28 protein-coding genes and 3 riboswitches are annotated in these 25,045 nt (G+C 40.2%); of the genes, 7 read left to right on the top strand and 21 right to left on the bottom strand.

The annotated features are described in order from the left end of the window. The 3 genes from purB to purE are packed head-to-tail and all read right to left on the bottom strand — an operon-like array spanning position 1 to position 2,913. Positions 1 to 1,305: an adenylosuccinate lyase gene (purB, locus tag KFZ56_RS06160; RefSeq protein ID WP_222640962.1), complete on the bottom strand. Its 1,305-nt coding sequence runs from the start codon at positions 1,303 to 1,305 to the stop codon at positions 1 to 3. Then, the gene (purK, locus tag KFZ56_RS06155) at positions 1,302 to 2,435 is read right to left on the bottom strand and encodes a 5-(carboxyamino)imidazole ribonucleotide synthase (RefSeq protein WP_222640960.1); all 1,134 of its coding nucleotides are present in this window, start codon (positions 2,433 to 2,435) and stop codon (positions 1,302 to 1,304) included. The genes purB and purK overlap by 4 nt, the downstream gene beginning before the upstream one ends. Then, entirely contained in the window at positions 2,422 to 2,913 is a 492-nt protein-coding gene (gene purE / locus KFZ56_RS06150; RefSeq protein WP_222640959.1) for a 5-(carboxyamino)imidazole ribonucleotide mutase, read from the bottom strand. Before purE ends, purK begins: the two co-directional genes overlap by 14 nt. A 204-nt stretch (positions 2,914 to 3,117) precedes the next feature. Further along, a riboswitch (purine riboswitch) is annotated at positions 3,118 to 3,218 on the bottom strand. Positions 3,219 to 3,457: 239 nt separating this feature from the next. On the opposite strand from purE, the gene KFZ56_RS06145 reads away from it, so the two are divergent. The 4 genes from KFZ56_RS06145 (at position 3,458) to KFZ56_RS19510 (ending at position 6,359) form a co-directional block, all read left to right on the top strand. Beyond that, on the top strand, positions 3,458 to 4,282 hold the full coding sequence (locus KFZ56_RS06145) for an aldo/keto reductase (RefSeq protein WP_222640957.1): 825 nt from the start codon (positions 3,458 to 3,460) through the stop codon (positions 4,280 to 4,282). A 116-nt stretch (positions 4,283 to 4,398) separates the two neighbouring features. Then, a riboswitch (SAM riboswitch) is annotated at positions 4,399 to 4,502 on the top strand. Positions 4,503 to 4,624: 122 nt separating this feature from the next. Beyond that, positions 4,625 to 4,765 (top strand): hypothetical protein, encoded by a 141-nt coding sequence (locus tag KFZ56_RS06140; protein ID WP_222640956.1) that lies wholly within the window; start codon positions 4,625 to 4,627, stop codon positions 4,763 to 4,765. Between the two features lie 71 nt (positions 4,766 to 4,836). Next, a complete protein-coding gene (locus tag KFZ56_RS19515) occupies positions 4,837 to 5,571 on the top strand; it encodes a sodium:solute symporter family transporter (RefSeq protein ID WP_255584877.1) in 735 nt (244 codons plus the stop codon). Next, positions 5,571 to 6,359, top strand: a complete 789-nt coding sequence (locus KFZ56_RS19510) for a sodium:solute symporter family transporter (protein ID WP_255584876.1) — start codon at positions 5,571 to 5,573, stop codon at positions 6,357 to 6,359. The genes KFZ56_RS19515 and KFZ56_RS19510 overlap by 1 nt, the downstream gene beginning before the upstream one ends. A 133-nt stretch (positions 6,360 to 6,492) precedes the next feature. Here KFZ56_RS19510 and KFZ56_RS06130 read toward each other — a convergent pair whose 3' ends face one another. From KFZ56_RS06130 to KFZ56_RS06105, 6 genes are all read right to left on the bottom strand, one after another. Then, the gene (locus KFZ56_RS06130) at positions 6,493 to 7,107 is read right to left on the bottom strand and encodes a DUF2179 domain-containing protein (RefSeq protein ID WP_222640954.1); all 615 of its coding nucleotides are present in this window, start codon (positions 7,105 to 7,107) and stop codon (positions 6,493 to 6,495) included. Between the two features lie 312 nt (positions 7,108 to 7,419). Further along, positions 7,420 to 8,010, bottom strand: a complete 591-nt coding sequence (locus tag KFZ56_RS06125) for a CalY family protein (protein WP_222640953.1) — start codon at positions 8,008 to 8,010, stop codon at positions 7,420 to 7,422. A 23-nt stretch (positions 8,011 to 8,033) separates the two neighbouring features. Continuing rightward, positions 8,034 to 8,600 (bottom strand): signal peptidase I SipW, encoded by a 567-nt coding sequence (sipW, locus tag KFZ56_RS06120; RefSeq protein WP_222640952.1) that lies wholly within the window; start codon positions 8,598 to 8,600, stop codon positions 8,034 to 8,036. Between the two features lie 33 nt (positions 8,601 to 8,633). Next, positions 8,634 to 9,104, bottom strand: coding sequence for a hypothetical protein (locus KFZ56_RS06115; RefSeq protein ID WP_222640951.1), 471 nt, complete (start codon positions 9,102 to 9,104; stop codon positions 8,634 to 8,636). A 93-nt stretch (positions 9,105 to 9,197) separates the two neighbouring features. Then, positions 9,198 to 13,109, bottom strand: a complete 3,912-nt coding sequence (locus tag KFZ56_RS06110; protein WP_222640950.1) for a S8 family serine peptidase — start codon at positions 13,107 to 13,109, stop codon at positions 9,198 to 9,200. Positions 13,110 to 13,323: 214 nt separating this feature from the next. Further along, positions 13,324 to 13,890 (bottom strand): MOSC domain-containing protein, encoded by a 567-nt coding sequence (locus tag KFZ56_RS06105; protein WP_222640949.1) that lies wholly within the window; start codon positions 13,888 to 13,890, stop codon positions 13,324 to 13,326. Between the two features lie 80 nt (positions 13,891 to 13,970). Here KFZ56_RS06105 and msrA point away from each other — a divergent pair, with 80 nt between their 5' ends. Continuing rightward, positions 13,971 to 14,498: a peptide-methionine (S)-S-oxide reductase MsrA gene (gene msrA / locus KFZ56_RS06100; RefSeq protein WP_222640948.1), complete on the top strand. Its 528-nt coding sequence runs from the start codon at positions 13,971 to 13,973 to the stop codon at positions 14,496 to 14,498. Positions 14,499 to 14,563: 65 nt separating this feature from the next. Here the strand turns inward: msrA and KFZ56_RS19505 are convergent, their stop codons facing one another. The 9 genes from KFZ56_RS19505 to KFZ56_RS06055 form a co-directional block, all read right to left on the bottom strand. Next, positions 14,564 to 15,037, bottom strand: coding sequence for an isochorismatase (locus tag KFZ56_RS19505; protein WP_255584875.1), 474 nt, complete (start codon positions 15,035 to 15,037; stop codon positions 14,564 to 14,566). Next, on the bottom strand, positions 15,006 to 15,566 hold the full coding sequence (locus tag KFZ56_RS06090; RefSeq protein ID WP_255584874.1) for a GNAT family N-acetyltransferase: 561 nt from the start codon (positions 15,564 to 15,566) through the stop codon (positions 15,006 to 15,008). Before KFZ56_RS06090 ends, KFZ56_RS19505 begins: the two co-directional genes overlap by 32 nt. 178 nt (positions 15,567 to 15,744) lie before the next feature. Continuing rightward, positions 15,745 to 16,452 (bottom strand): gamma-glutamyl-gamma-aminobutyrate hydrolase family protein, encoded by a 708-nt coding sequence (locus KFZ56_RS06085; protein WP_222640947.1) that lies wholly within the window; start codon positions 16,450 to 16,452, stop codon positions 15,745 to 15,747. Positions 16,453 to 16,538: 86 nt separating this feature from the next. Next, positions 16,539 to 17,156, bottom strand: a complete 618-nt coding sequence (locus KFZ56_RS06080; protein ID WP_222640946.1) for an NUDIX hydrolase — start codon at positions 17,154 to 17,156, stop codon at positions 16,539 to 16,541. Further along, positions 17,146 to 17,802: an HAD family hydrolase gene (locus KFZ56_RS06075; RefSeq protein WP_255584872.1), complete on the bottom strand. Its 657-nt coding sequence runs from the start codon at positions 17,800 to 17,802 to the stop codon at positions 17,146 to 17,148. Before KFZ56_RS06075 ends, KFZ56_RS06080 begins: the two co-directional genes overlap by 11 nt. A gap of 306 nt (positions 17,803 to 18,108) precedes the next feature. Then, entirely contained in the window at positions 18,109 to 19,194 is a 1,086-nt protein-coding gene (locus tag KFZ56_RS06070) for an ABC transporter permease (RefSeq protein WP_222640944.1), read from the bottom strand. Continuing rightward, positions 19,178 to 20,062 carry an ABC transporter ATP-binding protein gene (locus KFZ56_RS06065; RefSeq protein ID WP_222640942.1) on the bottom strand — a complete coding sequence of 295 codons (885 nt, stop codon included), beginning with the start codon at positions 20,060 to 20,062 and terminating at the stop codon, positions 19,178 to 19,180. The genes KFZ56_RS06070 and KFZ56_RS06065 overlap by 17 nt, the downstream gene beginning before the upstream one ends. Then, a complete protein-coding gene (locus KFZ56_RS06060) occupies positions 20,046 to 20,819 on the bottom strand; it encodes a hypothetical protein (RefSeq protein WP_222640940.1) in 774 nt (257 codons plus the stop codon). The genes KFZ56_RS06065 and KFZ56_RS06060 overlap by 17 nt, the downstream gene beginning before the upstream one ends. After that, entirely contained in the window at positions 20,800 to 21,366 is a 567-nt protein-coding gene (locus tag KFZ56_RS06055; protein WP_222640939.1) for an RNA polymerase sigma factor, read from the bottom strand. The genes KFZ56_RS06060 and KFZ56_RS06055 overlap by 20 nt, the downstream gene beginning before the upstream one ends. 146 nt (positions 21,367 to 21,512) lie before the next feature. Between KFZ56_RS06055 and KFZ56_RS06050 the strand changes: the two genes are divergently transcribed. Further along, positions 21,513 to 21,968 carry a YndM family protein gene (locus KFZ56_RS06050; protein WP_222640936.1) on the top strand — a complete coding sequence of 152 codons (456 nt, stop codon included), beginning with the start codon at positions 21,513 to 21,515 and terminating at the stop codon, positions 21,966 to 21,968. Between the two features lie 35 nt (positions 21,969 to 22,003). Here the strand turns inward: KFZ56_RS06050 and KFZ56_RS06045 are convergent, their stop codons facing one another. The 3 genes from KFZ56_RS06045 to KFZ56_RS06035 form a co-directional block, all read right to left on the bottom strand. Then, a complete protein-coding gene (locus KFZ56_RS06045; protein WP_222640934.1) occupies positions 22,004 to 23,338 on the bottom strand; it encodes an NCS2 family permease in 1,335 nt (444 codons plus the stop codon). A 132-nt stretch (positions 23,339 to 23,470) separates the two neighbouring features. Beyond that, positions 23,471 to 23,571, bottom strand: a riboswitch (purine riboswitch). 93 nt (positions 23,572 to 23,664) lie between these two features. Then, positions 23,665 to 23,868, bottom strand: coding sequence for a hypothetical protein (locus KFZ56_RS06040; protein ID WP_222640932.1), 204 nt, complete (start codon positions 23,866 to 23,868; stop codon positions 23,665 to 23,667). A gap of 213 nt (positions 23,869 to 24,081) precedes the next feature. Next, on the bottom strand, positions 24,082 to 24,432 hold the full coding sequence (locus KFZ56_RS06035; protein WP_375540666.1) for a helix-turn-helix domain-containing protein: 351 nt from the start codon (positions 24,430 to 24,432) through the stop codon (positions 24,082 to 24,084). Between KFZ56_RS06035 and KFZ56_RS06030 the strand changes: the two genes are divergently transcribed. Continuing rightward, a complete protein-coding gene (locus KFZ56_RS06030; RefSeq protein WP_222644069.1) occupies positions 24,423 to 24,689 on the top strand; it encodes a hypothetical protein in 267 nt (88 codons plus the stop codon). The genes KFZ56_RS06035 and KFZ56_RS06030 overlap by 10 nt on opposite strands. Positions 24,690 to 25,045: the final 356 nt, after the last annotated feature.

Below are 25,045 nucleotides of genomic sequence, written 5' to 3'. Positions count from 1 at the left end.
TTACTCACCTCGCTTTAATCCGATTCGATTAAAGATGCCATCCACATTTTTCAAATGGTATGTGTAGTCAAAGCAGGCATCAATCTCTGCTTGTGTAAGCCTTGTGGTGATTTGTTCATCGGCTTCTACGAGTTGTTTAAAATGGGTAGCCGTTTCCCATGCTTCCATGGCTTTTGGCTGAACAATATCATATGCCGCTTCACGGGTCATTCCTTTATCAATAAGGGAAAGCAATACACGTTGGGAAAAAATCACACCATGCGTTTTATCCATATTACGTTTCATATTTTCCGGGAAAACGGTAAGGTTTTTTACGATATTTCCAAAACGATGGAGCATATAATTGACAGCTATCGTAGCATCTGGCAGAATCACTCGCTCTGCTGAGGAATGCGAGATATCACGTTCATGCCATAGGGACACATTTTCATATGCTGTCATCATATAACCACGAACGACGCGTGCCATTCCACTCATATTTTCCGAGCCGATTGGATTGCGCTTATGTGGCATGGCTGATGAACCCTTTTGGCCTTTCGCAAATAATTCTTCTACTTCTCGCGTTTCCGTCTTTTGCAAGTTGCGAATTTCGGTTGCAAATTTTTCAATCGATGTCGCGATTAGAGCAAGTGCGCCTAAATAATCTGCGTGCCGATCCCGCTGCAAGGTTTGTGTGGAAACAGGAGCTGGTGTTAACCCAAGCTGCCCGCATACATATTGCTCAACAAAAGGATCGATATTGGCATAGGTTCCAACTGCACCGGAAAGTTTTCCGAATTCGATGTTCTTCGCAGCTAATTCAAATCGCTCCTGATTTCGTTTCATTTCCTCATACCAAAGAGCAAGCTTCAAACCAAATGTTGTTGGTTCTGCATGCACCCCGTGTGTACGCCCCATCATAACCGTATGCTGATGCTCAATGGCCCTATTTTTTAAAATGCCAATGAAGGTCGTTATATCTTTTCGAATAACGTCATTTGCTTGCTTCAATTGATACGAGAGTGCTGTATCAACAACGTCTGTGGAGGTCAATCCGTAATGAACCCATTTTCGTTCTTCTCCTAAACTTTCCGATACCGCGCGGGTAAATGCTACGACGTCATGCCTTGTTTCCTGTTCAATTTCATCGATTCGATTGATATCAAAAGAGGCATTTGCGCGAAGTTTTTTGACATCGGATGCCGGAATAACGTCAAGCTCACTCCATGCCTCACATGCAAGAAGCTCCACTTCCAGCCATGCCTTGAATTTATTTTCATCGGTCCAAATAGCTCCCATTTCTTCCCTTGTATAACGGTCAATCATCGTTTTGCCTCCTCAAATCTGCAAATCTTTCGTTGTATTTCTTCCTGTGTTTCCGCTATAAATGTTGTATGCCCCATTTTCCGTTTCGATTTTGCTTCCGTCTTTCCATACAGATGAACAAATCCATCTTGCACTTGAGGTAATGCTTTTAACACGCCACCTTGATCTTCTCCTAAAATATTTATCATAGCTGCAGGCGCAAGCAGCTTAATCGGTGTCAACGGCAGACCACAAATTGCCCGGATATGCTGCGTGAATTGCGATACATTACATGCCTCTATCGTATAATGTCCGGAATTATGCGGACGAGGCGCCATTTCGTTTAAAAAAATCACTTCTCCCTGAACGAACATTTCAATGGCAAACGTCCCAACAACATCCATCTTCTCAGCAAGCTTTTCTGCAGCTTTGTATGCCTTATTTCCAGCTTCTTCGCTAATACGTGCCGGAACTTGCGTTTGATACAAAATGTGATCCTTGTGATCATTTTCAGCAATGGGGAAAAAGGTAATCCCGCCTGATTGATCTCTCGTGAAAATAACCGAAATTTCCGTATCAAAGGATACCCATTCTTCGATGATGCAATGTGTATGTTTTTCCGCAAAATCAACTGCTTGTTGAATGTCAGCTTTGGAATGTAATTTCATTTGTCCTTTCCCATCATAACCACCACTGCACGTTTTAATCACAGCCGGGAAGGAAAATGTCTTTAGCGCCTCTGCAGCTTCCCTGCCATTTGTGACGATAGAAAAATCAGGTATTGGCAGCTCCAGATCCCTCATTAGCTGTTTTTCCTTTTCTCGATTTTGCGTGATTTCTAACGGGTATGTTCCCTGCGGCAATTTCCTTTTTTTCTCTATATAAGTGGCTGCGGTCACATCCACATTTTCGAATTCATAAGTAACCACATCACTCATGTCTGTTAGTTCCTTTATGGCATGTCTGTCGTCATAGGCTGCGCTAATTTGTTTATCTGCTACTTGAGACACTGGACAATTACATGTTGGGTCAAGTACAACAATAGAATAGCCCATGTACCTTGCTGCAATTGCCATCATACGTCCAAGCTGGCCGCCACCGATGATTCCAATTGTTTGTCCTGGTAAAATGAGACTGTTATTTTTTGGCAAGGTCGTCCCTCATTTCCGAAACGTGTGCCTGCAGATTTTCACGATGAGTTGCTAGTTTTGTTGCTACATCGTCATCAAAGGCACCGATTATTTGTGCAGCGAGAATACCGGCGTTTGTGGCACCAGCCTTGCCAATTGCCACTGTTGCAGTTGGAACGCCACCCGGCATTTGTACAATCGATAGTAGCGAATCCAAACCATCTAATGCCCTGCTTTGAACCGGGATACCAATCACTGGCAATGTTGTTTGGGACGCCACCATTCCAGGTAGATGTGCAGCCCCTCCTGCACCGGCAATGATTACTTTCAAACCACGGTCTCGAGCAGCTTTTGCATAGGTGAACATTTTATCCGGCGTGCGATGTGCGGAAATAATCTCTTTTTCATACGAAATTTGTAACTCACCAAGTATAGAGCATGTATGCTGCATTGTCTCCCAATCTGAAATACTTCCCATTATAACACCAACCTGAACCATGTCATCCCTCTTTCCTATATGTAATAAAAAAGTCTACTCTTCTCCCCTCATCGATGAGAGAAGATGAATAGACTAGCTTTACCCGAAAAGCAAAGCAAACCACTAGTAGCTAAGAATCAATGAACATAAGCGTCCCGACATTCACAATCGTGGGTTCTAAGAGTCTTTGCCTGCTAGATAAAAACTAAATCATTGATTGCATAGACAATGATTCATCTCCCTCATAGTCCAGCATTTACGGTGCTAGGTAGAAACTTCTGAGCCTTATTCTCAGGAAATATATGAGGTAACGTATTTTATTTGTTGGATTAAGCATACCAAATTAACATACAAAAATCAATCAAAATATCGAACGTTTTATTAATTTTTTAATTTAATGTTCGGATTTTATTTGATTGGTTGTCCTTTTCTTTTTTACTATGCATTTATATACCATGGTATTCGAAGGGCAGCAAAGCACTGTCAAAGAATGTCTGCTTTTTATTAAGACCCGCAACGTAACATATGCTAAAATGTAGACAACATCGAAAAAGGGAGCGATTTCATGCAATACAAAACATTAAACAATGGACGTCGTATACCACAACTAGGCTATGGTGTGTGGAAAATACCTAACGATGAAGTAACCAATGCGGTAGAACAAGCCCTAAAAGCTGGATATCGTTTGATCGACACTGCTAAGGTGTATGAAAATGAACGAGGCGTGGGAGATGCATTGGCTGGCAGCAAATTATCACGTGAGGATTTATTCATTACGACTAAATTAGCAAATGCAGATCAAGGGTATGAAAATACATTAAAAGCATTTGATGAAAGCCTAGAAAAACTAGGTCTTGATTATGTTGATCTCTATCTCATTCATTGGCCAACGCCAAAGTATGACACCTATGTAGAAACATACCAAGCATTAGAAAGAATCTATAAAGAAGGACGAGCGAAAGCCATTGGCGTTTGTAATTTTGATATCGAACATCTAAAGCGGATTATGAACGAATGTGACGTGACACCAGCTGTTAATCAGGTAGAATGCCACCCTTATTTACAGCAAAAAGAACTAAAGCAATTTTGCATCGATCATGACATTCAATTGGAAGCATATAGCCCATTAATGAATGGAACCAACGTGATGCAAAATGATGTGATTCAGCAAATAGCTGCTACGCATGGGAAAACACCAGCACAGGTTATTCTTCGTTGGCATCTTCAGTCAGATGTCGTTGTGATTCCCAAAACGGTAACACCTTCGCGTATGAAGGAGAATGCTGATATTTTTGATTTTGAACTTACAGATGCAGACATGAACCAAATAGCCATGTTGGACCGTAACGAACGAAATAATCAAGTTCCTAATGAAAATAACAGCCGATGAACCCATTTCCCCTTATACTTCAACAGGTTAAGGAGGACTTTGTCTGCTGATTCCTGATAACAGTTGACTTTTTACATCGAATAACGTACATTATATACTAACTTCATAAATGCAACTTCTTATCCAGAGAGGTATAGGGAACTGGCCCACTGACACCTCGGCAACAGACTTACTTAAGTACTGTGCCAACTCCAGCAGGATTTTTTCTGAAAGATGAGAAGAGAAAATATACGCTGTTATTTCAAATCTCTTCTGATCGCTCATTTAATCGGAAGAGATTTTTTATTTTCGCTTCCAAGAGGAAACATCATACGCTACTTATTTTTGAAAGGAGTCCTAAGAATGGTCATAGCAATCATGATTTATATTGCTTCCATGGTATTTAGCGCCGTTTTAAATATATTTCTCTTATACAAAGTTGAAAAATCTGGTGTGAAACGATGGGGAGCTACGGGGCGGTTATTTAAGTATAAACAGGACTAAACAATAGTTTTAAACCTTGATAGTCTATGATTCAACGTACACTAGATTAGCTAGAAGGAAGTGTGAGATAAATGATATGGTATATCAGTGTTTTTGCGATTTACATTCTGTTTCTTGTGTGGACCAATTTGAAAAGCCTGCGACAAGCAGAATCATTAGATGATTATACGACGGGAGGACATCGGATGGGATTGCTCTTGGGAACAGGTACAACCACGGCAACATGGGTTAGTGCCGCTTCCGTTTTGGGTATACCCGGTTATCTGTATAGTTCCGGTGTGGCTGCCGTTATAGGCTGGATGGCTGGATGGGCCTTCGGCGGGGCTTTAATTCCAATTGTTGCTTATAAAATCCGACGTCCGGAAAACCCGGCACGAACATTTCCGGAATTTATTCGCCTGCGTTTTGAACCATTCGCGAAAAAAAGTCCACTTCAGGCTATTGTTGGAATTTTAATGTTCATCGGTTATTTGCTGCTTGTTAATGTACAAGTAAACGGATTTGGAATTGTATTTTCCAGTATAACCGGGATTGATTATAAAATAGCGATATTTGGCTTTCTTTTATTTATCATGATAACGAGTATCGGTGGTTTTTGGTCCATCGCAGGAACAGATACATTAAATTCTGCCCTTATCGCCATCGGATGTATTCTTGCAAGTGTTGCCGTTTTAACAGCAACTGGGGCATTCAAAATATCATGGAGACGCTCGCGACAACTACAGCACCTACATATGAAGGAGGACCTCCGCTTGAAAAAGGAGTACTCCTTACACCTACTGGTACCTTTGGATTGGGGATGTTAATGTCCATTTTTATATCAAACTCACTGGGAACCCCAGCTTCTCCACACTGGGTCGCACGTCAATTAGCTCCCCAAAATATCAAGGTGGCTATTTTGCAAATTATGTGGACCATTGTGACATTGCTGTTTATTTGGGTGCCATTAATGCTGTTGGGACTTGGCGCAAAAACATTAATCCCTAGCATTCCTGCTGGAAAAACAACCGACTATATCATTCCATTGGTGCTACAGGAGTATACACCTCCTATCATCGGAGCCATAACGTTAGTAGCTATTAGTGCTGCCGCAATTTCAACCGCAAATTCTATGCTGCTGCATTGTGCTACGTCGTTATATTATGATGTGTTTTTGAATATTTTTCCTAAACGAATTAGTGATAAAGGATTTAAAAATTGGCTGCGAATAAGCATTTTTGGTATTGCAGCGATTGCCGTTATTCTTGCCATTAATCCACCCTGGTTTTTAGCTATGGGCTATACGTATATTTATGGAGGATTTGGTGCAGCTTTCTTTTTAGCTGTGTTTCTAGGACTCTATTGGAAAAGAATGAATCGAGCAGGCGCATACACGGGTATCGCTGTTGGGTCTATTATATACGTTGTAGCAGAAGCATCGAATACTGTAATACCTTCATTTGTTATTGCTGTTTCGCTGTCTTTGGTCGGAGTGTTCATTGCCGTCTATTCGACGAAAAAGGCTCCACTCGAAGCATACGAACCCTATTTTCACGCTGAGATTAGTGAATCAACAAAACGAGCCATTGCAAACTCGAAGTATTTCGCTAACTAACCGCTTGATAGAATAAGCCCCCTTGCTAACTCCGTATGTTGGCAAGGGGGCAAAAGTTCATTAACATTAAGAGTGGTTGCAAACCGCATCACCCCGGTCTGCACTTCTATATTCTACGCCTGCTATCATGGATTTATGAATCATCAATCTTTGTTGTTTCTCCAGGCTGTGCCGAAGCCTTACTTGCCTCCGCGTTTCCTTTCTTCGGATTCATTAGTCTTCCTTTACGCACCTGCTTCACCCAAAAACCACCATGAATTTGCTTCGGTTCGTACGAGATAATAAATGCTTTTGGATCAATCATCTTTATCGTTTCGTACAATCGAAGCTCATATTTCCTAGGTGTTAAAATCTGCATAGACAAACGGTCACCATCCATTCCATAGGCGAGCCAGCTTGTAACCCCATAACCCTTATCCCGTAATTGGCGCGTGAATTCAATATCCGGATTTGATGAGATCACATTTACAGTTATATAGCCCAATGCCAATTTCTCTTCAATTTTCGTTCCAATAATGACACCAGTTGCAAAACCGACTGCATAGGCAATAATGTTCTGGATTTGGTCTAAATTATCAAGGACAAGTCCGAGCCCTATAACATACATAACAATTTCAAACATGCTAACAAATGCAGCTACATACCTGCGTCCCTTCAATGTAAGGATCATACGCATGGTTGATAATGTGACATATACGATATTGACGACCAAAATAATGACAACCATGATAAATGCATTCTCCAGCAACCTAAAACCCTCCTAAATTTCCTATTCCTTTAGAATACCTTATTTTGAATTTATATGGAAATATTCTAGAAAACATGAAGAAAAAAATTCTTGATGAATGCCACCATCTCACAACGACAATCAAATGTAATTGTGAGATGGCAGCATGATCAGAGAACAAAGGCGGTGGAGCCGGATGTGGCTTATTTGGCCAGGGAATTATCCACAATCTCAAAATTTTATAATTTCCTATACAACGAAAAAAGCTATCTCAGGACGGGGACTAATTCATAATCCAACCTTCTGAGATAGCTTTTCTATTTAATAACCGGGTTACACATCATCATCCGTTGCTTGTTCAGCATTAAATGTCCATTCCAGATTTAAAGAGTCGCCTTGAAATTGATTTTGATCCTCACCATTGTCCTTGAAATTAAATTTGACGACTAAGTCATCAGCTTCTCCGCCAGCAGGAAGACCTTCTTCACCGAGCGCTGGATAAAATAGATGTTCATTCACCACTTCAGGATCCATATCTTTCAACTCAGCTAGTGTGGTTTGAAAGATCACCTCGTCCGCTTTACTGGCATTGTATAGAAATTCGACTTCAATATGACTGCCGAAATCATCTGTGTTGTCCCCATCTGCATCTATAACCGTATAATCTGTCTCAAGGGTTACTTTTTCAATATCTAATGACCCATTATTCCCCAGTTCGAAGTCACGCGTGACAGTATCGCCTGGTTGTAATTCGCCTACATCAATGATGGTTGTTGGATTTACCGATAGATCCAGGGTCCCCGCTGCAAACGTATTATTCGTCGTTTCGCTGGAACTAAAATAGGCATATGTCCCTCCACCGATTAATGTTAAACCAAGTGCTGCTGACATGACGCCCATACCGATTTGCTTTTTTATACGCATTTAACCATTCCCTCTTCAAATGCTTATTCTGTATTTGGATTCACTTCTTTTTTTGCTTGATCCAACTGACGAAACGCCCTCCAGATGGTGACCCCGGCATAGATGATCAAAAAAACACCTGGTATAACGAGGAGAAGCGCGGCGCCTTCGCTTGAGTTGGCAAAATCCATGACATAACCAATATATGGAATGCTAATACCAGTGTAAGCTCCAACTATATTCATAGCATTTACAGGTTCCATATCAGCTGCATCATTGGCATCACCCTTTGTAATATATTGATTTCCCCCTTCATTAACCTCCGTAATTCTATGCGTGACCAAAATATCTTCCTCTGTTTGATAGGTGATGACATCGCCCGTTTGAAAGCTGGTCGGATCATCAACTTCTTTGATCGGGATAATCGAACCTGTTTGAATAGTTGGCTCCATCGATCCAGATAATACTGTTTTTAGTTGGTAACCGAAAAAATTAGGTTCCCCGCCTGATGCCTTCGTTGAAACAACAAGGAATAAGGTTAACAGGAGCACAATAAATAATACAGTTGTGACGAGATTACTAATCACTTTTAACACGCGTTTTCCACTCATCTATTCGTCCCCCCACCTCATAAAAGGCTTTCATTAAGATTCTGATGCGTCACTATCCGATTCCACATCTTCTTCAGAATCATCATCTTGCTCCGATTCCTCACTTGAGGCCTGTTCATTATCTTCTACCTGTTGTTCCTCTTGTTTTTCAGAATCAGAAACTGCACTATCTTTCTCGTCCGCTTTTTCGTCCTCCTTTTCCTGTTGTCCTTCATCATTGTTCGCATCATTTTCTTGTACGTCGCTGTCTGTTTCTACACCCTCATCTTCCTGTTCGTCTTCGTTTCCTTGTTCCTGCTCTTCCTCTTCATCTTCATCTGCTTCATCAAAGGACGAAGCGATGGAAATACTGCCTTCCTTTGTAGTTGTATCTGTGAAAACTGCTGTTGTAGGAGACACCGTCAGTGAAACAATGAAAAATAACAGGTAAGCGATGGCAAATAGCTGAATAAGAAAGTGTTTATGGACATTTCGATTCTTTTCTGGTTGATCGTGACGTTTCAATCTATCACTCCTCCTGATCTCTGTTTTCCATTTAAGGAGAGGGCCGGTGCTCAGTAAAACCGACCGAGCCCCCAGGCCCTTTTTCCCAAAAGGTTATTCCCATTCTTCAATCAAATAATCTGCATATTCATGTAGTGTTTCTGCCGCTTCTTCCGAAATCAATTCCCTATCTTGTTGCAGATCAAGAGCCTGTTTGAAATTATTCATATGTTTGATCGCCTTTTCATTCTGCTCACTACCTGCATAATGATCGATCGCTGTCAATTGCATATCAAGCATTCTTGCAGTAGCATTGTCTGCGATCTCACCATCATCATGGAACTGCTCTACAAGCCGTTTCATTTGTGTAATACTGGCTTCATGATCAATGGTAATTGTTTCGGTTGTTTCATGTCCTCCGAGATCAACGACTTTGAATTCAAACTCATTTTCCCCTAATTCAAGCTCCAATTCGATGTCTTTAATCGTCTCATCAAATCCATTCATGCCATATGGTTCTGTCTGTTCGTGCTTATACACTTCACTATCATCGACATACAATCGGATCTCATCAAAATTATCAGTGATGGTAGCATCTACATTTATGGTAGTAGCATCTGTTTTTTCCTCCGCATCTACCTCTAATGTTGCTTCCTCTGTATCGACAAAATATCTGCGGCCAATTTCTGCTTCATTATCAGCATTGTCCACTGCCTTAATATGATGGAAAAAGTAGCCATCCTCATCATGTGTCAACGTATACGTAAAATCATATCGATCTTCATCTTCATTATAGGTGACATCTGCCTGCTCCCCGTCAACCGTCACTTCTTTTATCCCTGATTTATCGGTAACATAGCCCGAAAACTCTACCTCTCTATCTGTTTGGACACCAAGGAATTCCGGTGTTTGCAAATGCAGATTCGGTATGGTGGTATCTACTGCTTCTGTTGCGTCTTCTTCCACTTGATTTCCGGCATAATCAACCGCAATGACAGTTAATGTTTGATCTGGCTGTAACTTTTTCGTTAATTGGTGTTCGGTAACGTCTTCCCCGTAAGGCTCATCAAGAATCGATTCTCCATCAACCTGAACATCCCAATAAGCGATACCGCTTTCATTATCTACTGCATCAACAGCAACAGATTGCTCCTCCTCATTAAAATCTACTTCTAAATCCGGTGCAGTTACATCAAGTTCTACCGGGATTTCAAGCGATTGCCAGCTCGCATCATCATAATCAATGATCGCTTCAACCTGCAGGTAATACTGTCCCTCCGGTGCTTGTTCTCCATCAATTTTTCCATCCCAGACACGGGAAGAAGATAGAGAATACATGGGTGCCAGTCCACTATCAAAGTAGTTCTTGGCCACATGTGATTCCGTTGTGATCGTGCGGACTTTTTCTTTGTTTTCATCTAAGACGTTGAATTTCACTTCCTTTGCATTTCGAAGGAAGGAAAGTATCATTAATGCATCATCCTGAACACCGTCTCCATCTGGTGAAAAGGCAATGTTTTCCGGATCAATTTCCCCTGTTTGGATGTCTTCACCCAAGAAGTCATACGAGTCATCATCTACTGAAGTAACAACCCCCGTCATTTCGTAATAACTATCTGCATCCCATATAGGCTTGTCCAAAATTGGAGAGCTATCCCACTCTCCTTTAAACCCAACATAAGGAACATGTAACGCTGGATTTATGTCTTGTGGATCTGTTAAGGTGACAAAACCTTCTAACCAGTAACCATTTGTGAAATACTCCGTTAATGCCTCGTCTGCTTCACTGACATCGATCGTAACATTAATCGTTTCCGTCCCGTCTGCAGGTACTTCAACTGTACTTTCGCCTCCATTGACAGAAATCACATCATCAAGATCGAGCGCTCCAAATTCATTTGGGGCAACTAATAGATCGTCGCCGTTTTGTACAAATTGGTCTGTTTGCGCGTTTGCCTCTACGTCATAAGTAACAGCTTCATCTGTGTAGTTCTGTGCTGTCAACTCAAAGGTTACTTCATTTTCGGTAATTTCCTTCAAAGCAACTTTTGCTTCATTTGTTTCTGATTCAGTGACGATTACAGGTGAGGACAAAGCGCTATGCAGCTGCATTAAACCAGCACCTTGACGGCGTGGTGACACAAAAGCTCCGTCAAATTCCACCAAGTCTCCTGTATTCATCATCATATTTTTTGCTTGGAGAACGCGATCAGCATTTTCCAGCCCAAATTCCTCATCAATATACTCTAAAACGAGAGCTCCTCCACCTGCAACATGTGGTGCAGCCATCGATGTTCCGCTCATTAAACCATATTCATCCTCGTTTAGCGTGGATAAAATTTGGCCACCCGGTGCCGTAATTTCCGGTTTAAAATCCAAGTCCGGGGTCAGGCCCCATGACGTAAAATCACTCATTTTTCCTGCGTCCGGATTATCAATGGTGGCTGAGCCGCCTGTGAAATCCAATGTAACTGCTTGGCCATCGCGTATCGCGTCCACAAGTTTGTCTCCATCATTTTTCAGCATGAACAGCTGTGGAATCTCGATTTCATCTTCCGTAGCCATGTTGATAATACCATCTGTATTGTTATAAATAATGACACCTTCTGCACCAGCTTCCTGGGCATTTATTGCCTTTTCTGTAAAAGGATTCTCACCACGTTGAACCAGCACGTATTTTCCTGCTACATCCACATCTGCAAAATCCTCCGGCAGTCCAAGCCCAGCTTCTACAACTTCAAAATTAGTCTCTACATAATCTGACGGTTGTGTATTTCCCGCAGATAGGAATGGTGCACTTCCTGTTTCCTCATCCAGCGTATAGTCAACTGCTTCTACTTCGATATTAGCGTTTTCAAAAGAGGCTACTTGCATAGAATCATGAGCCACCCCTGGAGAACCACTTAAGCCGTAATCCGGATTGGAAGCAAGCGGATAATAAAATCCATCTGCGAACAATGCGGAGTTCCCTCCGGAAATAGACATGAGAACACCATTATCCACTGCTCGACTAACTGCCTGCTGTTCTGGTGACGTTTCATCTACAAAGCCTGCAGGTGAACCAAGGCTCATGTTTAACGCATCCACACCAAGTTTAATCGCATCATCAATGGCTTTGATATAGATATCGCCATACGTTGATTGCATTTCCGGATCATTTCCGAAAACTTTCAAAGCAAAAAGCTGCGCTTCCGGCGCAATCCCCATAATTCCACCATTTTCCTCGTCGCCATTTGCGCCAACCGTTCCGGCAACGTGCATGCCGTGCATCGAAGCGCCATTAGCTATATCACGGATTTCATCATTTTCATCCATATAGTTATAACCATAAGGAACTTTGTCTGTATAAAAATCCCCTGGTAAATCATGTTCATCGATTGTCGCTTCAATGGAACTCTCAGTATGTTCCGGATCGGGATTATCGGAAAGTACCATATCACGATGGTCCGGGTCAATACCGGTATCGATGACACCAACCGTCATACCTTCTCCTTTATAACCGTAATCACGCCACATTTCTTGTGCTTCCACCAATTCTTTACTATATTTCATTTCCGGTTGCACCTCTGGCTTCTCATACTCATTCACAATGTGTACGGTTTTCACATCGGGAATTTCTTTAATCCGCTCAAGGTCTCCCTGTTTCACTTCTGCACTAAAACCATTTATGACTGCTGTAAACTCTTGTAAGTATGTAGCTTCTACCTGATCTGTTGAAATTTGCTGTTTCACAGATTGTTGCTTTGCTTTTGCTTCGTTTTCAAGTTGCCGCTTTTGAGTTTCCTGAAGACTATTAAACGTCACACCTTTTTCTGTTGCCTTTTCAATCGGTGATTCTTCTGCCATCTCCACAACCACTCTGACGTCTTTATCCGGATCTTCTGTTTCCTCTAGATTTTCTGTGTTCGCTCTTTTCGTAACGTTCTCATCAAATGTCTTGCCTGTTATGCTTGTCGCACTGGCGAACGAGAAGTTACCTACAACCAGTAAAATAGCGAGCAACAATACGGCAATGCGTTTTACCATGTCAATCCCCCTTATAAAAATGTCCTAGACACGCTTCGCTCCTTTCTATTCATTGTGATACATAATATTCAGTGATATTTTAATAGTATATAATTTTGATAGAATCTACCAGTGCATAAAGACATGGGTAAAATGTCACAACTATAGAAAAATTGTTAAAGATAGTATCCCCAAAATTGGACTTCCCAGTAGTTAGAAAGTCCAATTTCATTAGTTAAAAAATGCCACGCAGGCGCTTTTTCATGGCCTTTCTCCATTCATTAGCGAGCAAGTCACAGGAGGAAAGATCATCGGCTAAACGCAAATCCTCCTTATCGATGAACATGATCTCATTACAAGCAGCGATTGACCATTGTGGATAGGGGCGCTCTATTAACTCCATATCCGATTCAGCCTTTATATCACCTTCTTGTAACACACGAAAATACCAACCAGTCCGTCCGCTTTGAACCATTTGTTTTGCAAAGCGCTTATCGTCAAAGTCCCAGTATGGCTGATAAGGCTGCGACACTTGGATGATGACATCTCCGAGTTTAAACGTATCTCCGATGCAAACTGTAAATTCATCCATTTCCAGAACAGCAAAGTTTTCTCCCAACGCTCCCATGTCGATAGATTCCGCTTCTATCTTTTCTTGCCAAAACGTGTAGTGCTTGATCGGATAGGCAAATATCGCCTTTTCAACATCACGCTCCGAGAAACCTTCTTTATGCAATTCTATTTTTTCACGATTCTGTTCTATCTTTTCGATAAAAATTTTATGTACGTATGGTTCTTCCATTCTGTCACCTGCTTTATTTTATGTTATAGTATCTTTATTCTACTTTAATTATACAACGGTAACAATTGGAGGGGAAACAATTGGCAACACATAAAAAAGCAACTTTTGCCGGCGGATGTTTCTGGTGTATGGTAAAACCATTCGATCAATGGGATGGTGTTTATAGCGTTGTTTCAGGCTATACCGGCGGCCATCTTGAAAATCCGACTTACGAAGATGTGAAAAGCGGGGAGTCCGGCCACTATGAAGCAGTGGAGATCACCTATGATCCGAACGTCATCACATATGAAACCATGCTAAATATATTCTGGCAACAAATTGATCCGACCGATGATGGCGGGCAATTTCAAGATCGTGGGGATTCCTACCGTGCGGCCATTTTTTATCATGACAAGGAACAACAGCAATTAGCTGAGGAATCCAAAAAGGAACTTGAACAAAGCGGTAAATTTTCCAAACCAATTGTGACGCAAATAATACCTGCAGCAACGTTTTACCCAGCAGAAAATTACCACCAAGACTTTTACAAAAAGAATGAAGAAGACTATAAGGAAGATAGAGCCAAATCAGGTAGAGACGACTTTATTGAAGCCATATGGGGGAATTAAGGCGGGACAGGGGGACAGGTTCACTGTCCCAGCATCAATAGGAATGGGACAGTGAACCTGTCCCATTAAACAAGGTCATTTAAATGGCATTTTAAATAGCCATCAATATCTGGGGGGCCTTTTGGATTGTTCAATACTTGCTCTATCCAACTATCCCTTTCAAAATTAAGCACCTTCAGGTCCCAACAACAGGCGATAAGCCCTGTAGGAGTGACATATTCAAAGTCAGTAGGATTTTCATGTGAAGCTACATACACATGGTGTATTAATTCATTTTCATTTGTCCACCAATCAACAAAAATAAAAGTTGCGCCTTCTCCTTCATGAACGCCGATAAAACCTACCCCGTAGCGATTTTCAGTGATAGCAGGAGTCGGTAATATACCCATTGCTATTTCCTTCGCTTTTACTACGAGCTTTTCACTTAGATAATCTCCTGCGGACGAAATACCATATACTTTCATTTTCCAACCTTCGTATTCCCATAAATCGAGAAAACTTATTTGCCTAGGACTGTATTTGCCGTTCAAATGAATCAAACTCGTTACCCCCTTTTATAAACCAGAACCTACGTAGTACATTCTTATTTTCATCAATACGATAACTATCCTCTAAACCACCACACGAGATTAATGTTCTCCTCGAAGCAATATTATTATCATGACAAACAGCTAAAACCTCATCTATTCCAAGGTCATTTGCCTTTTTTAGAGATAAATTAAATACTTCTTTAGATAAGCCCTTCCCCCTTTGCGATGGGCAAATACCATATCCAATGTGCCCCCCAAAATCGAATAACTTCTGTGTTAACTTATGACGGATATTCACAACACTTATTATTTTATTGCTTTCATCTACAGCCCAATAAGTACTATTACTTGGCAGCCACTTAATCGGGATATGTAACCCATTTTCGAATTCGTTTAGTGTTTTTATCATATATTCAAAATCATGCGGAGGCACAGTTTCAACAAGCCACGGAATACTAGCTTCACCAGTATTTTTCCATTCATTATAGTAGTCCATATATTCTTTTCTAAGATTAATTGTAGGTTTTACAAGCAGCATTATTCATATCCCCCCCAAAACAATAAATTTGTTCTTATCCATGGCTAATGTGTTCCTTTTGAGAAAGATACTGTCAAAGATGAGATATTAAAATACTTAACTAGTTGCATTTCATATGGTTATGGTATTTCTTTTTTCCATCGTCAAAGAACTGAGCTATCAAGCTTACCTTTTCCCCTCACTTACAAGCCGCAATGAACCTCTCATAAATCTGAAGCGAAATAATGTCACCGGATGCTGCCATGGATTCCGGATGCCATTGCAGCCCAAGCGCAAATGAATGCTCTTTACTTTCGACGGCTTCGACAATGCCGTCATTTGCCTTGGCGCTAATTTCAAAATAATCCGACACATCTCGATTAGCCTGATGATGCAGGCTGTTTACACGGAACTTCTCAGAGCCTGTTAGTTGATGAAGCAGGGATCCTTTTTGCACATATATAAAATGGGAGCCATGATCTAGTGGAGCTTTTTGCGAATGCTGAAGCAGTACCTGATTAATCTGGGTGTATATATCCTGATACATATCCCCACCAGCCGCGATATTTAATGTTTGAGCACCACGACATACACCGAGTATAGGTTTATCCATCTCAAGAAATTTGTTCATAAGCGCAATTTCTGATTGATCACGCGCAGGAATAATTGTGCCGAGATTCGGATGTGGCTCCTCCTTGAACAATGTTGGATCAATATCATACCCACCTGTAGCATATAAACCATCGATCTGATTAGCCATTTGATCGACATCTTCCTCTTCTAAAAAATACGGCAGCATAACAGGCATTCCTCCCGCACGCGAAATAGCCTTCACATTCCGGTTTGTAACCGCATAATGCGATTGGTCAATCTCCATTGATGATGTTATCCCAATTAACGGTTTCACATGTTCGCCTCCTTCACTGGTACAGAGGGACAGGTTCATTGTCCCAGACCCAGATGGATGGGACAGTTTTCCTGTCCCTCAGTCCCTTAATCTATGATTGTATCTTCATTCGGATGTCTCAAAAAGTCAAAAAGCATGCTGATTTGTGATTCGGTGTTTCTGTCGGTGGAAAGTGTGGGCAGCTTATTTTCAGAAAAAAATGCAACATCCTTCGTTTCTACACCAGTACGTGGATGTCCTCCGACAATATCACAACGAATAAATAGTTTATAATAATGATAGGGTAGTGGTGGATGGGCATGTTTATTTGTATCCAACACGGCTAGAAGCTTATGATATACAACATCCAACCCAGACTCTTCTTTTATTTCCTTTATAACATTTTCAGTTGGCGAAAATCCGATATCACAAAATCCACCAGGTAATGCCCATTTATCATCCATTTTTTCTCGAACCAATAAAATCTTCTCATCCTTAAAAACAGCTCCACGTACATCTGCCTTTGGCGTTTGATAACCAGTTTCATTTGCGAATAAGCCGTTAATGGTTTCCATATCCAAGTCCGTATACGCTTCCATTATCTCCGCACTAATAGTTCGCAACTCCTTAAATCGTTCTATATCATAAATATCTTTTGAAAAAGCTAAACCTGCCTGTGAGAGTGATTGAATTCGCTTCGCCCATTCTAACCATTTATGACTCATAAAGATTCCCTTCCTTTATAGACTCCATAAAGTCAGTGACGCTATCAAAGGTAGCATCAGGATTATCAGCGAATTCCATAGTCTGGTAATCAGGCAACCAATGTGCTCCGATCGTATAAACCTCGGCTTGCAACCCAGCCTGTATATCCGCATCACTATCACCAATAAACACAGCCTCATTACATTCTACGCCTAAGGCGGATAATGCCTTTAGAAGGCCTTCTGGATCCGGCTTTGGTTTGCCTACATCATCAGCTGTGATAGTCACTTGAAAAAAGTTATCCATTTGCAGTTCCGCTAAAGAAATAGCTAAACTTCGCTTTGCCTTCCCGGTCACAATTCCAAGTTTAATCCCTTTATTTTTTAAATACCTTAATAACGCATCCATTTCTTTATTATAATCAACGAATTCCGAATGGTTCTCTGTGTATGTTTGATAATACAATTCAATTGCCTGACCACTGTCTTCATGCGATAAGTTCTCTTTCAAAATTTCCGTTTCCGAAGGGCCAAACATTGCTTTTATTTCTTCCGATGAAAAATCCTTATTATCAAATTGTTTAAAAACACGCTGAAAAGAATGAAAACAAAGTGGCAAAGTGTTCGCTAACGTTCCATCAAAATCAAAAATAACCGCCTTAATCATAAACGCCTCCCGCACAGGGACATGGGGACAGGTTCATTGTCCCAACTCTTTCCCATTAGTTAATTTTTTCATTTCGTCTTCTAATATTGCCAATTTTTAGAACAAAGCCTTATATCTATTTTATTTTTTCATCAATTCATCTTGCTACCTCATCTATAGATGTTTCTAAAAAAATCATAATTATATTTTAGCATTATATGGGAAAAAGCGAAATCATTACGTCGCGGGACATAGGGACAGGTTTACTGTCCCAGCGAGCACCAGCAGAAACGTGGGACAGTGAACCTGTCCCCCTGTCCCAATCATTTACACACTTACTTCTCTTCGCTTCACATATTGATACGTTGCCAAAATGAAGCCAGCAGCAATAATAATCATGATACTCATGATGAAGATAGGTTTTATAATGAGCAATCCCGCTATATTGTATACGCTAAATGTATGGAAAAGCTCATCCACCCTCATTCCAGTTGTAAAACTAATATCGATTAACCAGTTGGAATCTTGCATTAAGATACTTCGCCATGCAACCGGTAATCCGAATATTATCCCACTGATCAAGAACGAGATAATTGGCTTTTTGCTATTAGCGGAAACAAACAACACAAGCGCGGCAAACCCTAATGCTGCAATCAAATGAACACCAACCTGAATACCGAAATATTCAATCATGGTAAAATCATACGGCGATTCCAGATATTTGTTAATGTATTGTATTGGACTTTCCCAGCCACTATTGCCGAATCTAATAAAATGAAAAACAACATCAAAACCTATCCACACGCAAACTACCAAAATAGTATAAATAAATGAAGCTCCAAATTTCGCATAAGAAATCTGTTTTCTACCTCGTTTAGAAGAAAATATATAGTTATCAACACCGGTCGTATATTCATTCGAGTAAACCGAAAATAAACCTACTAAAATTAATGCACCCGCAAAAATAAACCCAAATGTATTAACAAAGTCTATCGTTTGGTTCGGTGCTTGATGATACGTAAAGGTATCTAGTTCCAGCTGTTCAAGCATCGATTGTTCCATAGCCAATAAAGCTGGTTCGCCATTTGCCATATCCGTTTTCTCATCCAACATCATTATTCTATCTTGAACAGATTCTGCGTAGCTTCGTTCATTTAAAAATGTTTGATAGACATTATTTTTGGCTTGCTGCTCATCAGATCTGTTCATATCTGGAAGGGAAGCCAATTGTTCTTCCACTAATGCTTGCTTTTCTTCTGTCACTTTTCCTTTATATGGCTCATAATATGCTTCTTCATTTTCAAAGTTCGGAATAGAAGTTAATAGAAATAGGCCTAAAACCAGGAAGCCCACTACATAAATACTCTTTTGCTGCACTATTTTTAGTAACTCAAATTTAAGTAACTGTTTCATGAACTTCCACCTCATCGAAATAATATAAATATATGTCTTCTAAATTGGGTTCAGCAGAGACAGCTTCTTCATGAACTTTCATCTCTGAAATGATGCGAAGCTGTACGAAATCTCCTTTGCTCACGATATTCCCAATTTTATATTTCTCCTGATACGCGTCCACTTCTTCACGCTTCACATCAAGTAACCAAACTTTACCACTTAAAAATTGCAGCAATGTCTCGGGATCCTTTTTATGCAGGAGTTCACCCTCTTTTAGAATCATGATTTCTTTGGCGATATATTCAATATCTGTGACGATATGCGTAGAAAGAAGAACAATTCGATTCTTCGATATTTTTGACAGTAAGTTTCGAAATCGAATTCGTTCTTTTGGATCCAGCCCTGCTGTTGGCTCATCCACAATAAGCACTTTCGGATCATTTAATAAGCCTTGAGCAATTCCTAATCTTCTCTGCATCCCACCAGAGAATGTTTTGATTTTATCCTTCCTTTTATCTGTCAGATTAACAAGCTCCAACATCTCCATCACTGTATCTTTTGCTGCATCTTGTTCAATTCCTTTTAAAGCAGCAATATAGAGCAGAAATTTTTCAGCGGTGAAATTTTTATAAAATCCCAGGTGCTGGGGCATATAACCCAAAATTTCGCGATAGTTTTCATCAAGGGTCAATGTATCTATTCCATCAAAGTAAATGGTACCACTTGAAGGCTTTACAATGCTTGCGATAATACGCATCAGCGTTGTTTTTCCCGAACCATTTGCCCCTAACAGTCCGTATACACCTTCTGTTAATTCAAACGTTACATGCTTCAATGCTTCCTTATTTTTAAAGCTTTTTGTTAATTTGTTAACCGTTAAACGCAATGGATAGCCTCCTTTGTTGAATCTTTCTTAACTGAAAAATAATCGTACATAAGGACACGATAACAATACTTATACTTCCGGTTAAGCCAATGTGATTGATAAAATCAGCACCATTCGGAATTTGCGCGATGAGAAATCCCGTTATGAGCCAGGAAATCACGAGCACCGGAGAAGTTATTGTTCCTTTATACGTTGTCGTTAGTACTAATCCAAGTGCCGCCAGCAATGTGAGTGGCATCATCCAATAAACAAATAACCAGGAAAATACAAAAGGGGTATCAAGCGCCACGTAAAGCCAAGTGATGAGAATAGCGTTCAGTATAAGATTAAACACCGATACAATCAGTACCCTGGAAAAGATAAGCTGCTGTACGGAATACTTAAACGTGGCTTCCAATTCTGCCATCCCCTGATCTCTGGATTTAAAAATCTCCAAAAGTCCGGTTAAAAAGGGAAGTGGTGTAAGGACAAACAATGTCAGATAAGGATCAGCATGAAATAGTGTTGTACTTAAGATTCCGAACAAAAGAAAGATGATATTCGCACTCCAAAACAAGCGTGAAATCGTGAAAAATTCTTTTCCGGATAAAAATAAAAGATCTTTCATTTTTTCAAGCAGGTTGCTCATCGGCATGTTTTTCTCCGGTACATAGGCATGTAAGGCTGAAATCGTTTGATCCATTTCTTCTTCACTTGGATAATCCACTGTAAAAGCCTCTAATTCATCAGCCATTTTGTCATTGATCTCCTTCTTCATAAAAAGAACTCCTTTCTAACAAATGCTCAAGTTTCTCTAATCCGCTATAAAGCCTGGATTTAACGGTAGAAGCACTTGTCTTTGTTGTTTCCGCAATTTCCCTAATCTTCAAGTCATGGAAATACTTTAAATAGATGGCTTGTCTCTGTTCAAACGGAATTTGCTGCATCTTACACATGATATTTTTTCTGTTCTCTCTTCTTTCCAATACAGAAGATACGGGAGAATCCTTTGTTTCTAATCGACTTTCCTCCAATGGAATGCTTAATGATTTTGACTTTGCTTCTTTCGACCTGACATAATCCCGGCATTGATTTGAAGCAATTGTTAACATCCAATTTTTCAGGCTTCCCTGCTCAGAATACTGTCTTATGTTCTTGATAATTTTGATAAAAGATTCCTGTGTTAAGTCATAAGCAATAGACTTATCAAACACACTTCTGTATATAAGCGCATAAACAACCTTATAATACCTTCGCACCAGCACATCCATCGAAGATTTGCTTCCGCGCTTTATATCTTTGATTAGTTCCTCATCAGAGATCATTTTTTCACCTCACCCTATATAACGAAAACATGACATAAAAAGTTTTCCAGGGGGACAGTGAACCTGTCCCCCTGTCCCAACGTATATTCTTCCAAAAAAAATCAAATACTACAAAGACAGCTTCAATGTAGAAAGGATGGGACTGAATGAAACATGTAACAGCACTGGGTATTAAGTTTTTAATTACTGCTACCGTCATATACTCCCTATTGTCAATCTTTGATGTAGCAAGTATTTCTGAGATGTTTTTGGTTAGTTTATTTATCACAGGTGGCATGTATATTATCGGAGATCTAATTCTATTACCAAGGTTCGGAAACGCCATTGCATCGATGGCTGATTTTGGGCTTGCTACAATTGTCGTCTGGTTATTATCCCTTGTTTTTATTGGACCAGACTTTCCTGTGTTTACGGTATCCCTTTTTGCAGGTTTTTTCATCGCCGCTTGTGAAGCCGTATTTCATATTTACATGCAGGAGAAAGTATTACCATCAACAACAACCGAACCAGCTGCATTCAACGCTTCGCCGGCCCAGATGCAGGTAGAGTTTTCAGAGGAAGAGAATATCCATGACCCGGAACATAAAAAGAAAGAAACCTAAAAAGGGCTGATGCATCAATCTGCATCAGCCCGTCCCTAGCTTAAGAAAATAAAATACAACACAAAGACCACAAACAATCCATACATGATCGGATGTATCTCACTCGCACGTTTTTTTAATAACATGGTTATCGGGTAGAAAATAAACCCAATCGCAATCCCTGTTGCAATACTGTACGTTAACGGCATGGTAAGCACGGTTAAAAATGCAGGTACGGCAATTTCGAATTGGTCCCAGTCAATATTTTTCAATGCGGATGCCATCATGACACCAACAATAATTAAGGCAGGCGCAGTTACTTCAGATGTTACAACAGCGAGTAGTGGAGAGAAAAATAATGCCAAAAGGAAAAAACCCGCTGCAACGATTGCCGTAAAACCAGTTCGACCTCCCACGCCGACACCAGCAGCGGAATCGACATAAGATGTCGTTGTTGATGTACCAAGTATGGCGCCAACCACAGTTGCTGCGGAATCAGCAAATAGCGCCTTTCCGGCCCGCGGTAGTTTATTATTTTTCACTAAACCAGCTTGCCTTGCTACAGCAACCAGTGTTCCTGCTGTATCAAAGAAGTCGACAAATAAGAACGTTAAAATAACCAAAAGCATTTCAACGGTAAAAATATCACCTAAATGGAAAAATGCCTGTCCAAATGTGGGAGCTACACTTGGAACACTACTAACGATATCGTCAGCCCCTGAGGGTGGCGTAATTAAGCCAAACGTTATCCCTGCAACAACGGTTAGAATCATGCCATAAAATATTCCCGCTTTTATCCCAAGTGTAAGTAAAATCACAGAAACGAGAAGTCCAAATATGGCCAGTAACACATGTGGGGAAGTTATATCTCCAAGCGCCAGTAATGTATCTGGATCACCAACTACAATGCCTGCACTTTGCAGACCGATAAAGGCGATAAATAATCCAATTCCAGCGCCCACTGCCAACTTTAAATTTGCAGGAATCGCATTAATAATTTTCTCTCGAATCCCTGTTAACGTTAAGATGACAAAAATTATTCCGGATACGAGTACACCTGATAAGGCTGTTTCCCAGCCAATCCCATAGCCAAGCATAACCGTATACGCAAAAAACGCGTTTAATCCCATGCCAGGCCCAAGCGCAATCGGATATTTCGCTATGATTCCCATGAACAAGGAGCCAACAGCTGCAGCCAGTGCTGTAGCAACAAATACAGCATCCTGATCCATACGAGTGACTCCTTCAGGCAGTTGCTCCACCCCTGTGAGTGCCAAAGTTGATGGTATAACAAAAAGAATATAGGCCATCGCTAAAAATGTCGTTAACCCAGCCATAAACTCTGTTCGGTAATTTGTTCCTAATTCTTTAAAATGAAAGTACTTCTTCATCGTTGCTTCCCCCTCGATTTTTAAATAGAAAAACACGCCCGTTTAAACCCGAGCGTGCTACCATAACTATGCAAGGAAACGTAATCCAAGGAGAAAGCAGCCATTACAAATCAAGTCTATGGGCAATCACCATTAAATCACTATAACCTGCGTAGTCAGACCATTTACGGTAGTCTGGTAGAAACTCTGGGCCATATCCCCGAAATTATACGCATTTTTATTAAAATGTAGATTTATTTTACTGCTTACATCTTATGAAGTCAATAAGACACAAATGATTGTTTAGTTCTGGTTAATAAAGTTCGTTTTTTCATTTATTTCATCAATTACTCATTGTTTTTATCCATCATTTCAACGAGTCTTGCTCTAAGTTCGGTAAAAACCCCCTTATGCGTATAGCGCTTACCAGTAGAATTTGCTTCTAATTCAGCTTCCTTCAACTTAAAATAAATGTCATTTTCAAATTGTTTACTATGTTCACTCCTTGATATATCAGCAAAATCATCAGCGGCTTTTCTATTATGGGACATCTAATCAGCTCTTTATTATTTTAACATCATTTTATTATAACTATGCTAAAAGGCAAATACTATGACCTTTATAGACTTTCAGCTTCTCCAGGTCCGGCAGTTCCAGTTCATTCATCCCATTATGTTACCTTCAAACGCTGTAATCTTCTATTGGTGGTAAACCAAAACACGCACATTTTCCCTGCTAAATTGGGAGGGACTTTCGTAACTAACCTACAAAAATGCACCATCTGCTGCGTCCATTGGCTTGGATAATAATAAACTTCGAGCTTCCTGCAGGCGGAGTTGTCTTTGGAATTGGATTGGGCTCATGGCAGTTACCTCTTTGAAGCATCGATAGAAAGAGGATACACTCATATTTGCCATTTCCGCAAGTTCATCGATTTTAAAACCGTTTGTATAGTGCTGCATGATATATTTAATTACATGATTGATTTGTTGTGTGGAGCTTCCATCTATGGCAATTTGTTTCAGCGCCTCAACATGATCTCCTTGCAGCACTTTGTAGACAATTTCCTTTTTGATTAGGGGAGCAAGTATCGGGATATCCTCCGGTGTATCCATTGTTCCAGCAAAAAACTATTGAAGAAGCAGAAAAAGATCAAATTCAAACTCAAGGTTTAGGATCTTGTGTAAATGATTGCCTTGGAGACAAAAATATTAGTCAATGGGCTATTACCGGTTTAGGAATTCTATGTGGCGCTTCATGTACAGTTGCTGTTCCTGCAACTGCTGGAACAGCTTGCTACGCATGTATTAATACTGCGGGAATGATAGGAGCTACCGCGGTGACTGATTGTTTTGATCAATGCGCCTTTTAATAATATAAGAAGAACCCCCTAGAAAATTAATTATTTAGGGGGTTCTTTCTTTTTGTTGAGTTGTTTAGACCCGATTATGAACAAAATAATAGCAAACACAAAAAATATGAAAAATAATATGAATCCAGTAAGATATCTATCCATAATAATAGTAAATGTCAAAATAGACAAACCCGAAAGAACAAAAAACATTTTAGATAAAAGGTTAAAGATTGAAGACATAATATTGGCTCCTTTATTGTATTTAGTTAGCTGCAAATTTAATTATAACTTGGAAAGAGGTGATTTTATAATTCAAACGTACATTTTAGTTTATTGGTATGCTCCCAATTGCATAAATTTTGCTCACCTTTCTT

The organism is Virgibacillus sp. NKC19-3, assembly GCF_019837165.1.
GTDB classification, from domain to species: Bacteria; Bacillota; Bacilli; order Bacillales; family Amphibacillaceae; genus Virgibacillus_L; species Virgibacillus_L saliphilus.
The sequence above is the reverse complement of the archived record's forward strand: the minus strand, read 5'-3'. Positions and strand labels throughout refer to the sequence as shown.

Excerpts from the sequence above, each read along its gene's own strand:
- KFZ56_RS06080 (WP_222640946.1), bottom strand. The coding sequence starts at position 17,156 with ATGAGTCATAAATGGTTAGAATGGGCGAAGCGAATTCAATCACTCTCA.
- KFZ56_RS06110 (WP_222640950.1), bottom strand. The coding sequence starts at position 13,109 with ATGGTAAAACGCATTGCCGTATTGTTGCTCGCTATTTTACTGGTTGTA.
- purB (WP_222640962.1), bottom strand. The coding sequence starts at position 1,305 with ATGATTGACCGTTATACAAGGGAAGAAATGGGAGCTATTTGGACCGAT.
- KFZ56_RS06050 (WP_222640936.1), top strand. The coding sequence starts at position 21,513 with ATGAAACATGTAACAGCACTGGGTATTAAGTTTTTAATTACTGCTACC.
- KFZ56_RS19510 (WP_255584876.1), top strand. The coding sequence starts at position 5,571 with ATGTCCATTTTTATATCAAACTCACTGGGAACCCCAGCTTCTCCACAC.
- KFZ56_RS06060 (WP_222640940.1), bottom strand. The coding sequence starts at position 20,819 with ATGAAGAAGGAGATCAATGACAAAATGGCTGATGAATTAGAGGCTTTT.
- sipW (WP_222640952.1), bottom strand. The coding sequence starts at position 8,600 with ATGAGTGGAAAACGCGTGTTAAAAGTGATTAGTAATCTCGTCACAACT.
- KFZ56_RS06090 (WP_255584874.1), bottom strand. The coding sequence starts at position 15,566 with ATGCTGCTTGTAAAACCTACAATTAATCTTAGAAAAGAATATATGGAC.
- KFZ56_RS06040 (WP_222640932.1), bottom strand. The coding sequence starts at position 23,868 with ATGTCCCATAATAGAAAAGCCGCTGATGATTTTGCTGATATATCAAGG.
- KFZ56_RS06035 (WP_375540666.1), bottom strand. The coding sequence starts at position 24,432 with ATGGATACACCGGAGGATATCCCGATACTTGCTCCCCTAATCAAAAAG.
- KFZ56_RS06125 (WP_222640953.1), bottom strand. The coding sequence starts at position 8,010 with ATGCGTATAAAAAAGCAAATCGGTATGGGCGTCATGTCAGCAGCACTT.
- KFZ56_RS06140 (WP_222640956.1), top strand. The coding sequence starts at position 4,625 with ATGGTCATAGCAATCATGATTTATATTGCTTCCATGGTATTTAGCGCC.
- KFZ56_RS06045 (WP_222640934.1), bottom strand. The coding sequence starts at position 23,338 with ATGAAGAAGTACTTTCATTTTAAAGAATTAGGAACAAATTACCGAACA.
- KFZ56_RS06070 (WP_222640944.1), bottom strand. The coding sequence starts at position 19,194 with ATGAAACAGTTACTTAAATTTGAGTTACTAAAAATAGTGCAGCAAAAG.
- purE (WP_222640959.1), bottom strand. The coding sequence starts at position 2,913 with ATGGTTCAGGTTGGTGTTATAATGGGAAGTATTTCAGATTGGGAGACA.
- KFZ56_RS06105 (WP_222640949.1), bottom strand. The coding sequence starts at position 13,890 with ATGGAAGAACCATACGTACATAAAATTTTTATCGAAAAGATAGAACAG.
- KFZ56_RS19515 (WP_255584877.1), top strand. The coding sequence starts at position 4,837 with ATGATATGGTATATCAGTGTTTTTGCGATTTACATTCTGTTTCTTGTG.
- KFZ56_RS06075 (WP_255584872.1), bottom strand. The coding sequence starts at position 17,802 with ATGATTAAGGCGGTTATTTTTGATTTTGATGGAACGTTAGCGAACACT.
- KFZ56_RS06145 (WP_222640957.1), top strand. The coding sequence starts at position 3,458 with ATGCAATACAAAACATTAAACAATGGACGTCGTATACCACAACTAGGC.
- KFZ56_RS06055 (WP_222640939.1), bottom strand. The coding sequence starts at position 21,366 with ATGATCTCTGATGAGGAACTAATCAAAGATATAAAGCGCGGAAGCAAA.